Here is an 11,633-nt window from a genome sequence, read left to right as displayed (position 1 = left end):
AAAAAATACTATTTCGTTCCTTAATAGGAATTTTATTACTGTTGCTCTTATTGGGTATACTGCTTACGTTGCCTTTTGTACAAACCGCTCTTGGTAAATATGCTACAGAGGAATTAAACAAATCGTTTGGTACCAATATAAAAATTGATAAAATTGCGATAACTCCTTTTGGAAGTGTAAAATTAGGTGATGTTTTGGTTTTGGATCATCATCAAGATACTTTGTTTTACATTAAAAAATTAAATACTTCTATTTTAAGTTTTAAGAAAATTTACGATCCAGGTCATCCATATTTAAAAGACGTAGTACTTCATGGATTAGATGTTAGGATTGTAAATTATAAAAATGAAAAATTTACAAATCTTGATAAGTTTATAGAAGCTTTTGATGATGGAACGCCTTCTTCGGGTAAGTTTAGAATGAAAGCAAATAAAATGACTGTTTTTAATGGTCGTTTTCAATATATTGATCATAATCTTCAAACTCCTAAAATGCTCGATTTTACTAAACTTAATGGTGAAATTGATGATTTTTATATAAAAGGAGCAAACGTAACAACTTTTATCGACCGTTTATCATTTAAAGACCATAGAGGTTTAGAAGTTGAGAATATTACGGCTGATTTTACTTATACCAAAAAGAATATTTTACTTGAGCGTTTAGCAATGAAAACTTCAGCATCTGAAATGATGGGTAAAGTTGAGCTTAGGTATAACCGACAAGATTTTTCAGATTTTAATAATAAAGTTGTTTTTGATGTACAATTTGATAAAGCTTCAATTGCTTCAAACGATTTGAATTATTTTTATAATGAATTTGGAAAAAACAACGTGTTTTATGTTGATACGCATTTGGTAGGAACATTGAACAATTTTACTACGCATAATTTAAGATTAGTAGATAAAAATCAATCTGAAATAATTGGAACAGTAAATTTTAGAAATTTATTTGGTAAAGGAAATCAAAGTTTTTACATGAATGGAAATTTTGATAGACTAACTTCAAGCTATGAGCGATTAAATAAAATATTACCAAGAATTTTAGGAAACAATCTTCCGTCTGCTTTAGATAAATTAGGAACTGTAAATGTTGTTGGAGGAGTAGAACTAACTCAGAAATACATAAATGCCGATATTTATCTAATGTCGAAATTAGGTGAATTAGAAAGTAATCTTTCTATGCAAAATATCGATTATATTGATAATGCATTATACAAAGGAACTTTAATTCTAAATGATTTTGATTTAGGAACCTTATTAGGAAAGAAAGATATTGGTAGAGCAACTGTTGATTTAGATGTTGATGGTCGTGGTTTTACGCAAAAATTACTAAATACAGCAATTAAAGGAGATATTCATAAGTTTTATTACAACGGTTATAACTATCAAAAAATTACGGTTGATGGGAGTATGAAAATGCCTTATTATAAAGGATATTTCAATAGTAACGATCCGAATCTTAAAATGGATTTTGATGGCGTAATTGATTTAAGTTTAAAGGCTAAAAACTACGATTTTAAAGCACAAATCGATTATGCGGATTTGTATTTACTTAAGTTTGTTAAAAACGATTCCATTTCTATTTTTAAAGGAAATATCGATTTTAAAGCTCATGGAAATTCGGTTGATGATTTAGCTGGAAATTTAAAATTGGATAATATTTACTATCAAAACAGTAAAGATTCGTACTTTTTTGAGGATTTTGAAGTTGTTTCATCGTTTGATGTTAATCAAGTTAGAACAATTGATATTAATTCTCCTGATATTGTTACTGGTCAAATTGTAGGTAAATACAAAGTAAATCAATTGCAAAAAATGATTGAAAATGCTTTGGGAAGTTTGTATGCCAATTATTCTCCAAATAAATTAGACAAAGGGCAATTCTTAAATTTTGATTTAACATTACACGATAAAATTGTTGATGTTTTCATTCCAGATGTTAAAATTTCAGAAAACACTAAGTTAAAAGGTAAAATAAGTGGAGATGAAGGTAAATTTATATTCGACTTTTCTTCGCCAAACATTGTGGCTTACGAGAATACTATCGAAAATTTAAAAATAGATATCGATAATAAAAATCCATTATATAACGCTTATATAACGGTTGATTCAATAAAAACCAAATCATATAAAATAGCGGATTTTAATTTAATCAATGTTACTTTAAATGATACGTTGTTTGTGCGTTCCGAATTTAAAGGAGGAGCAAAAGCTCAAGATACATATGATTTGAACTTATATCACACAATTAATGAGAACAAACTGTCAATCTTAGGATTTAAAAAGTCAGAAATTAGATTTAAAGATTACTTGTGGTTTATTAATGAAGGTGAAACTAATGATAATAAAATTGTTTTCGACAAATATTTGAAAAATTTCGATTTCGAAAAATTAAGTTTATCTCATAATAATCAAAAGATTGATTTCTTTGGAACAATGCGAGATTCTACTTATAAAGATTTCAAATTATCGTTTAACGATGTCGATTTGAATAAATTGACTCCTTCATTAGATAGTTTATCTTTTGGTGGAAAGATTAACGGATTTGTCAATTATAAACAAGACAGAAATAAATACGAACCAATTTCTAACCTAACAATTGATAGTTTAAAAATCAATCAGTTTTTGTTAGGTGATTTGGATTTTGAAATAGAAGGAAATGAGAACTTCAATCAGTTTGTGGTTAATTCAACATTGAAACAAGATGGAAAAGAGCATTTTTTCCTTGATGGTGACATTAACTTCGTTGGACAACAATCAAGTTTGGATTTAGAAGCAGGTTTCGATAAATTTAATTTGGCACCTTTTGGTTCATTATTAGGAAGTGTGCTTTCGGATGTAAGAGGTAATGCAACTGGTCGAACTACAATTCATGGGTCATTAACTGAACCCGAAATGGATGGTCGACTTTACCTTAATGATGCTGGTATGCGAGTTCCATATTTGAATGTCGATTACGCATTTGAAAAAAACGCCATTGTAGACTTAACCGAGCATCAATTTAGTTTACGAAAGATAGAAGTTACCGATACAAAGTATCATACTAAAGGTGTTATTGATGGAACAATAAGACATCAAAATCTTGGAGATTGGGAATTAGATTTACATTTAGTTTCGGATAATATTTTAGCCTTAGATACTAAAGATTCTGAAGATGCTTATTACTACGGAACTGCTTTCATGAAAGGGAAAGCGAGTATTACAGGTTCAGTAGATGCATTAAATATTAAGGTAGCTGGTGAGTCTGAAAAAGGAACTACAATTAAAATCCCTATAAATGATGATGAAGATTTAGGAAACAATTCTTTTATCAATTTTATGACGAAAGAAGAATATCAAAAATCATTATTAGGTAAAATTGCTAAAGAAAATAAATACCAAGGTATTGAATTGGATTTCAATTTTGATATTGATCCTGATGCAGATATCGAAATTATTTTAAATAGAGAAACGGGTCATGCAATGAAAGGAACTGGTGTAGGTTCTATGCAAATGAATATTAATACACTAGGGAAGTTTGAAATGTTTGGTGACTTCATCGTTCAAGAAGGACAATATAACTTTAAATATGGAGGTATTATTGATAAAAAATTCAATGTAGAAAAAGGAGGGACTATTCGTTGGGATGGCGAACCAATGAATGCGGTTTTAGATTTAAAAGCAACTTATAAAACAATGGCTAATCCAGCTGTTTTAGTAGAAAGTGCTTCATTTAATAGAAAAGTAGATACAAATGTGACAATTTTATTAAATGGTAATTTAAGCAATCCACAGCCTGATTTTAATATCGATTTTCCAAATGTAAGTTCGGTTTTAAAAAGCGAAATAGATTATAAGTTACAAGATAAAGACACGCGTCAAACACAAGCTTTTGCCTTATTGGCTACTGGTTCTTTTGTAACGGCAGAATCTACAGGAAATGCGGCTTATGGTTCGTTGATTGAAGGAGCTAGTTCAATTATCAATGGATTATTTGCCGATGCAGATAGTAATTTACAATTAGGTTTAGATTATTCTCAAGGTAACAGACTTACCGATATTTCAGATAGAGTAGGTGTTACTATGAACACCCGTATTAATGATAGAATTACGATTAATGGAAAAGTCGGAGTTCCTGTAGGAGGTGTTACAGAATCGGTTATTGTGGGTAATTTGGAGGTATTAATGCAAATAAATGAAGACGGAACATTAAATGCTCACGTATTTAATAGAGAAAATGATATCAACTATGTAGGGGAAGGTATAGGTTATACACAAGGTTTAGGTATAACTTATAATGTAGAGTTTGATACTTTTAAAGAAATGATTCAAAAGATCTTCAGTAAGAATAAAAAGAAAACTGCTACTTCAAATTCAAATGATGAATTACCTGATTCTGAATTCCCACCAGAATTTATAGATTTCATCAATCAAAGAAAAACTAAGTCTTCAGAAGTTAAAAAAGAGGAACAATTGAAAGTTCCAGAAATCGATTAATTCGTATTTTTTTAGTAGAAAAAACAGAAAGTTATTAACGAAAACGTTTGAATTTGCAAGTATTATTAAATACTTTGCAAGAAACGCTGTTTTTTTATAATTCGTTTTATAAATTTACATAAACAAACAAAAAATATGTCAGAAAAGGTTAAAAGAGTAGGTGTTTTAACGTCAGGTGGAGATTCACCTGGTATGAATGCTGCAATCCGTGCAGTAGTTAGAGCTTGTGCTTATTATAATGTAGAATGTGTAGGCATTTATAGAGGTTACCAAGGAATGATTGAAGGTGACTTTAAAGAAATGGGACCTAGAGATGTTAAAAACATCATTAATAAAGGTGGAACTATTTTAAAATCGGCTCGTTCAACAGAATTTAGAACTAAAGAAGGAAGAAAAAAAGCATACGACAATTTAGTTGCTGCTGGTATAGATTCTTTCGTTGTAATAGGTGGAGATGGAAGCTTTACTGGAGCAGAAATCTTCAATGAAGAATACGGATTTCCAGTTATAGGAATTCCAGGAACTATCGATAATGATATTTTTGGTACGAGTCATACTTTAGGATATGATACAGCATTAAATACAGTTATTGATGCAATTGATAAAATCAGAGATACAGCCAATTCACATAATCGTTTATTCTTTGTTGAAGTTATGGGACGTGATGCAGGTCATATTGCATTAAATGCTGGAATTGGAGCTGGTGCTGAAGAGATTTTAATTCCAGAAGAAGATTTTGGATTAGATAGGTTAGTAGAATCATTAAAAAGAAGTAAAGGTTCTGGAAAAACATCAAGTATTGTTGTAGTTTCTGAAGGAGATAAAATTGGTAAAAACGTTTTCGAACTTAAAGATTATATCGAAGAAAACATGCCAGAATACGATGTTCGTGTTTCTGTATTAGGTCACATGCAACGTGGTGGTTCTCCATCGTGTTTTGATAGAGTTCTTGCTTCAAGATTAGGTGTTAAAGCGGTAGAAAGTTTACTTGAAGGTAAATCTAATTTTATGGTTGGTTTAAATCAAGATAAAGTTACGTTAACGCCTTTAGAACAAGCAATTAAAGGACAAAGCGAAATTGATATGGAACTTGTAAAAGTATCAGATATAGTATCATCTTAATATTAAAAATAAAAAATTAAATAAAAAATGTCAAAAGTAAAATTAGGTATTAACGGATTCGGAAGAATCGGTAGAATTGTATTTAGAGAATCATTCAATAGAGATAATGTAGAAGTAGTAGCTATCAACGATTTATTAGATGTAGATCATTTAGCTTATTTGTTAAAGTATGATTCTGTTCATGGTCGTTTTAATGGAAAAGTAGAAGTTAAAGATGGTCAATTATATGTAAACGATAAATTTATTCGCGTTACTGCAGAAAGAGATCCAAAATTAATTAAATGGGATGATGAAAAAGTAGATGTAGATGTTGTAGCAGAATGTACAGGTATCTTTACTACTTTAGAAACAGCTCAAGCTCATATTGATGGTGGTGCTAAAAAAGTTGTTATTTCAGCTCCATCAGCAGATGCACCTATGTTTGTTATGGGTGTAAATCATACAGAAGCTAAAGCTTCAGATAATATCGTTTCTAATGCTTCATGTACAACAAACTGTTTAGCTCCATTAGCTAAAGTTATCAATGATAATTTCGGAATTGTAGAAGGATTAATGACAACTGTTCATGCTTCAACAGCAACTCAAATGGTTGCCGATGGACCATCTAGAAAAGATTGGAGAGGTGGTCGTGCTGCTTCTGTAAATATTATTCCTTCGTCTACTGGTGCTGCTAAAGCTGTTGGAAAAGTTATTCCTTCATTGAATGGAAAACTTACTGGAATGTCTTTCCGTGTTCCTACAGTTGACGTTTCTGTTGTTGATTTAACTGTAAAATTAGCTAAAGAAGCTTCTTATGAAGAAATCATGGCAGTTCTTAAAAATGCTTCTGAAACTTCTATGAAAGGAATTTTAGGATTTACTGAAGATGATGTAGTTTCTCAAGATTTTGTTGGAGATACAAGAACTTCTATCGTTGATGCTAAAGCTGGTATTGGTTTAAATTCAACTTTCTTTAAATTGGTTTCTTGGTATGATAACGAATATGGTTATTCAAGCAAATTAATCGACTTATCAGTGCATATTGCTGGTTTAAAATAATATTTTTGTAAAAAAAATCCCGTTGCATTATTTGCGGGATTTTTTTATACCCAAAAAACACAACCATATGAAATTATTAGTTGACAGTGGTTCTACTAAAGCCGATTGGATTGCGATTGATGATAACGGTAAGGTATTATTCACTACACAAACTTTAGGTTTAAATCCTGAGGTTTTGGATAAAGAAGAAATTATTGATCGTTTAGAGGATAAATTTGATATTTCTCACAATAAAGAAAAAGCAACACATCTGTTCTTTTATGGAGCAGGTTGTGGAACAGAAAGAATGAAGGATTTTTTAACATTGGTGTTTCAAAATTACTTCAAAAATGCTGTGGTTGTTGTTCATGAAGATACTTATGCTGCGGTTTATGCTACAACTCCTAAAGATCAAGAAGCAATTGTATGTATATTAGGAACTGGTTCTAATTGTAGTTATTTTGATGGAAAAGTACTACATCAAAAAGTACAATCTTTAGGTTATATTGCTATGGATGATTGTTCTGGAAATCGTTTCGGACGCCATTTAATTAGAGGTTATTATTTTAATAAAATGCCTAAAGAATTGGCTCAAGAATTTGAAGAAGAGTACAATGTTGATCCAGATTATATTAAACATAATTTATACAAAGAACCAAATCCAAATGCTTATTTAGCCACGTTTGCTAAATTTTTGATTAAACATAAGGATACTGAGTTTTGCCAAAAATTCATTCATAGAGAAATGGAAAGCTTTGTAGAAAATTATATTGAACAATTTGATAATTGCAAAGAAGTTCCAGTGCATTTTGTAGGTTCAATAGCGTTTTATTTAAAAGACGAACTTACAGAAGTACTAGCAAAGCACGGAATTACAATAGGTAATGTTTTAAGAAGACCTATTGATGGTCTAATTGCATATCATATCTTAAATAAGTAATTTATATTGTTAGTTTTTTATTAATCCCAAAGCCTTAAAATGTTTTGGGATTTTTTATTTATATATATTTGTAAATATAATTTTAGATATATGGAAATAGCAATAATCGCACACGACGGAAAAAAAGCAGACATGGTTCAGTTTTTAAATAAAAACAAAGAAATTTTGTTAAAAGATAATATTAAGATTATTGCAACTGGAACAACTGGCGGTAGAGCAGAAGCAGCTGGATTTAAAGTAAAAAAAATGTTATCAGGACCACTTGGTGGCGATGCTCAAATTGCTGCTCGAGTTGCGGTAGGTAAAACCAATATGGTATTGTTTTTTAAAGATCCAAATTCTAGTCACGCACACGAAGTAGATATCAATATGTTAATTCGTATTTGTGACGTTCATAATGTCCCTTTAGCTACAAATGAAGCAACTGCTCAATTATTATTATTAGGATTACATTAAAAAAATATTCAATTAAGAATGATATTTGACTTATTTTAAAGAAGTTATATTTTGATCAAACCAAACATCTTCATATCCTTTATCATTAGCCAGAAAACGAAATCCAATATCTAGACCAAAATATTTAATAATTTCTGGTTTAAGTTCAATAAGATGTTCTAAACATATGGGTTTAAAAAAGTCATCTGAATCTGACCATTCACCACTCCAGATATACCAACCGTTCAATTTTCCATGTATTGGATGACGGAGTCCATTTATTGGTTCGAGTTTAAGATTATAATTAGCCCCAATAAATAATTTTTCATCTATTTTATTGAAGTTGGAATTATATTTTTTGCATATGTTTTTTTGAGAATCAATGTACTTTTCTAATATTTCGACTGATTTATTTTTCATATAGTTTTCTGAATATCTATTGACTAGTCATTTTCATCACTAAGATAACTATTAAAACTAAATATAAAAAAATCCTCACAAGAAAACTTGGAGGATTGTTCTATAATTGATTGTTTAGGTGTTTATTTTACAGCAATCATTGAAATTTCAATGTTTACATTCTTTGGTAAACAAGCTACTTGTACTGTTTCTCTTGCTGGTGCAGTTGTTTCATCAAAATAACTGCCATAAACTGTATTAATTCTTGCAAAATCGCCCATATTCATAATGAAAATGGTTGTTTTTATTACGTTTTCAAATGTCATATCAGCGGCAGCTAAAACCGCTTTCATGTTTTCCATTACTTGTTTTGTTTCGGTTTCAATATTGTCTAAAACCAATTCCATAGTTTCAGGATTTAAGGCAATTTGTCCTGAAGTATACAAAGTATTTCCTGATAAAACGGCTTGGTTGTATGGTCCAATAGGAGCAGGGGCTTTTTCTGTAAATATGATTTTTTTCATTTAAAATGTTTTATTATTGTCTGAATGTACGATCAGGTAACTGACGCTTATCGTATTTAATATCACTTAATATAGAAGACGATATTCCTATAAAGAAGCCCCAATATGTATTAGTACCAAATGGAACCCAGTTAAAACTCATCCTCCAACTTTCTAAATCACGTTCAAAACGCAATTGTGTGAAGGTAACTCCTTTTTGAACAAAATCGTAACCCGAAGAAAATCCAACTTTCCATCTTGGTGCTAATTCAATATTTCCAGAAGCCATTAACGATTGTGATGAAATCTCATTTTGTCTATTTGAATTGTTGTAATTCATTGAATACGCAATTCTTAAATCCCATGGAAGTTTGGTGTTGTACCATTCTGAATTTGAACTTTCTTTTTCATCTTCTTTATCTTTTCCAAATAAACTTTGACGGTTATCACTTAAGTCAGCACCAACACCAAATAAATCATCTCCACGACCACCATTCTGTACATTTTGGTCAGATGTTTTACTGTTTTTATTTGCGTCAGTACTTGAAAAACTATAATTTAAAGTAATGTTAGCACGAGGTAAACGTAATAAACTTCCACCATTGTCAATATTTAATTGATCAATTCTTCTACCAGTATTATCAATTGCGTATGGGTCTACAACAGCTGCAAAGTTGATGTTCATCTTTTGCTTAAATAGTTGTGTTCCTCCACTAATTGAAATTTCTTTGAGCTTTAATGAATCAGCATTAAAATCATAACGAGTTCCGATATTAAAGTTATTTAAAAGCATTACTTTTTTAGTTTCACCTTTTTTACTTTCTTTATCTTTTACTTTAGCCTCAAAAGTATTACTAATAGAAAGGTTCATAGCGTTAGAAACACTATTTGATGGTGAACCAAAAAGACCATTATCAAATTTCGTATAATCGGCAAAATTCACTCCAGTAGCATCTAATGCATATCTTTCAAAATATTGATCAAAACTTGGAGTATAACCGTAAGAAATATTTGGTCTTACAACGTGTCTAATAGCTTCTATTTTTTTGTCTTCTCCAAAGTTGAAAGTACCATAAATAGTTGTTCCTACACCAACATTAAAGTTATACGTTCTAAACGATTCAAAACCTTTTTGATCTACAGTTACAACTTTGTTTTCAGTAGTACTAAAATATTTTTCAATGGTATTTAATGCCCAAACTTCGTTATAGTTAGCCGATGCAGTAACACTAAAATATTTGAATACTTTAAAGTTTGTACTTATAGGAATAGAATGTTGGAATCCTGTTTTAGCATCTCTAAACATTTGAGGTTTAAAAAACAAAGAGTCAGTAGTTTTAATTCTATTTTCTCCTCTAATATTGTATTGTAAACTGATATTTTGTATGATTCCTTTTTTAACTCCGTCTTTTGACGCAAATGGAAAAATACGATCTACACTTGCCTGAAAAGTAGGAAGTGTCATGTCGATTGCTTGTGTATTTGTGTTTTGTGAATGTGTTGCAGATAACGACATGTTCACTTGCGGAACAGTCTTAAATGTTTTTGAAAATGATACAGAAGAACTTAAGTTGTTATTAACTGAAGAACCAATATTATTCAAATTAACCGATTGTCTAAAATATTGGCTACTACCCAAGTTTACAGAAGCTGAAAATCTTGAGTTTGGAGAAGCTTTAGCATCTTGACTATGTGACCACTGTATGTTGTATTGTTTTGATTTTGAATAATCAGGTAAACCTTTTTCACTCTGAATATTGTTTTCAAACCTCAAATTTACACGTCCGTTGAATTTATAGCGTTGCGCATAACTACTTTCGGCTCGTAATCCATAACTTCCATTGGTGTAATAATCTCCAAGAACCGCTAAATCGTAATATTCACTTAAAGCAAAATAATAACCTCCATTTTGCAAAAAATAACCTTGTTGATTATTTTGTCCTGGAGTTGGCATAATAAAACCTGAAGTACTTGTTTCCGACATTGGGAAATATCCAAAAGGCAACCAAATAGGAGTAGGAACATCTGCTATGTACATTTGAGTTGAACTAACAACTACTTTCTTTTTAGGAACAAATTTTACTCTTTTTACAAGGAAATAATATTCTGGATCATCAATATTTTGAGAAGTTGTCATTCGGGCATTTTTCATAAAATAAACCGAATCGTTTTCTTTTTTAGAAATTTCAGCTTTTATGAATAATTCACCTTGTTGTGTTCTCGAATTCCAAACTTTAGCACGTTTTGATTTTGTATGAAAAATAATAGAATCGGGCTCAACCACATTACTTCCTTGTTTAAAAACGGGCCTTTGAATATAATTTCCTGCAGAGTCTTTTAATCGACCAGCATACACTAAATTTTTTTCATAATCTAAAACTATTCTACCAGCTTTTAATTCAAAGTCAGTATAGTAAATTTCAGCTTCATCATGAAGTGTAACTGTTTTTTTCTTCTGATCCAATTTTTCATACTCCTTAGCTTTCATGTTAACTACACCATCTAAAAAAGGTTTGTTCTTTTTTGAAGAATCAACTGCTGTAGAATCCTTAACTTTGTTAAGATCAGTCTTAGTTAAAGTAACGGTATTTGGAATCGGAGTTTCTTGAGAAAAAATAGAGTTAGTTCCTAATGTTAGAAAAATTACTGAAAAAACGATATGAAATAACTTTGTATGCAATGCTTTTAATAGTATTTTTGTAAAAATTTGGCTCACTTTTTGAAGTGTCAAACTTACATATA

At 30.3% G+C, this 11,633-nt stretch carries 8 protein-coding genes; 5 read left to right on the top strand and 3 right to left on the bottom strand.

The features are described from left to right. The first annotated feature begins 50 nt into the window (after nucleotides 1-50). The 5 genes from LOS89_RS06840 to LOS89_RS06820 all read left to right on the top strand — a co-directional run bounded on the left by LOS89_RS06840 (nucleotide 51) and on the right by LOS89_RS06820 (nucleotide 8,010). Nucleotides 51-4,475, top strand: a complete 4,425-nt coding sequence (locus LOS89_RS06840) for a translocation/assembly module TamB domain-containing protein (protein ID WP_231834547.1) — start codon at nucleotides 51-53, stop codon at nucleotides 4,473-4,475. 135 nt (nucleotides 4,476-4,610) lie between these two features. Then, complete coding sequence (gene pfkA / locus LOS89_RS06835) at nucleotides 4,611-5,597, top strand: 6-phosphofructokinase (RefSeq protein WP_231834546.1); 987 nt, start codon at nucleotides 4,611-4,613, stop codon at nucleotides 5,595-5,597. 27 nt (nucleotides 5,598-5,624) lie between these two features. After that, nucleotides 5,625-6,635: a type I glyceraldehyde-3-phosphate dehydrogenase gene (gene gap, locus LOS89_RS06830; RefSeq protein WP_231834545.1), complete on the top strand. Its 1,011-nt coding sequence runs from the start codon at nucleotides 5,625-5,627 to the stop codon at nucleotides 6,633-6,635. 67 nt (nucleotides 6,636-6,702) lie between these two features. Next, nucleotides 6,703-7,554: a BadF/BadG/BcrA/BcrD ATPase family protein gene (locus tag LOS89_RS06825; RefSeq protein ID WP_231834544.1), complete on the top strand. Its 852-nt coding sequence runs from the start codon at nucleotides 6,703-6,705 to the stop codon at nucleotides 7,552-7,554. 90 nt (nucleotides 7,555-7,644) lie between these two features. After that, nucleotides 7,645-8,010 (top strand): methylglyoxal synthase, encoded by a 366-nt coding sequence (locus LOS89_RS06820; RefSeq protein ID WP_231834543.1) that lies wholly within the window; start codon nucleotides 7,645-7,647, stop codon nucleotides 8,008-8,010. A gap of 30 nt (nucleotides 8,011-8,040) precedes the next feature. Here LOS89_RS06820 and LOS89_RS06815 read toward each other — a convergent pair whose 3' ends face one another. From LOS89_RS06815 to LOS89_RS06805, 3 genes are all read right to left on the bottom strand, one after another. Further along, nucleotides 8,041-8,409, bottom strand: a complete 369-nt coding sequence (locus tag LOS89_RS06815; RefSeq protein ID WP_231834542.1) for an immunity protein Imm33 domain-containing protein — start codon at nucleotides 8,407-8,409, stop codon at nucleotides 8,041-8,043. A gap of 122 nt (nucleotides 8,410-8,531) precedes the next feature. Beyond that, nucleotides 8,532-8,912, bottom strand: a complete 381-nt coding sequence (locus tag LOS89_RS06810) for a RidA family protein (RefSeq protein WP_231834541.1) — start codon at nucleotides 8,910-8,912, stop codon at nucleotides 8,532-8,534. Nucleotides 8,913-8,925: 13 nt separating this feature from the next. Beyond that, nucleotides 8,926-11,598 carry a putative LPS assembly protein LptD gene (locus tag LOS89_RS06805; RefSeq protein WP_374107735.1) on the bottom strand — a complete coding sequence of 891 codons (2,673 nt, stop codon included), beginning with the start codon at nucleotides 11,596-11,598 and terminating at the stop codon, nucleotides 8,926-8,928. Nucleotides 11,599-11,633: the final 35 nt, after the last annotated feature.

Origin of the sequence: Flavobacterium channae (assembly GCF_021172165.1) — a bacterium.
Lineage (GTDB): Bacteria > Bacteroidota > Bacteroidia > Flavobacteriales > Flavobacteriaceae > Flavobacterium > Flavobacterium channae.
Note: the sequence above shows the minus strand (reverse complement) of the source record. Positions and strands in the feature narration are given on the sequence as shown.

Coding starts and splice junctions, on each gene's coding strand:
- pfkA (WP_231834546.1), top strand. CDS start 4,611: ATGTCAGAAAAGGTTAAAAGAGTAGGTGTTTTAACGTCAGGTGGAGAT.
- gap (WP_231834545.1), top strand. CDS start 5,625: ATGTCAAAAGTAAAATTAGGTATTAACGGATTCGGAAGAATCGGTAGA.
- LOS89_RS06825 (WP_231834544.1), top strand. CDS start 6,703: ATGAAATTATTAGTTGACAGTGGTTCTACTAAAGCCGATTGGATTGCG.
- LOS89_RS06820 (WP_231834543.1), top strand. CDS start 7,645: ATGGAAATAGCAATAATCGCACACGACGGAAAAAAAGCAGACATGGTT.
- LOS89_RS06815 (WP_231834542.1), bottom strand. CDS start 8,409: ATGAAAAATAAATCAGTCGAAATATTAGAAAAGTACATTGATTCTCAA.
- LOS89_RS06810 (WP_231834541.1), bottom strand. CDS start 8,912: ATGAAAAAAATCATATTTACAGAAAAAGCCCCTGCTCCTATTGGACCA.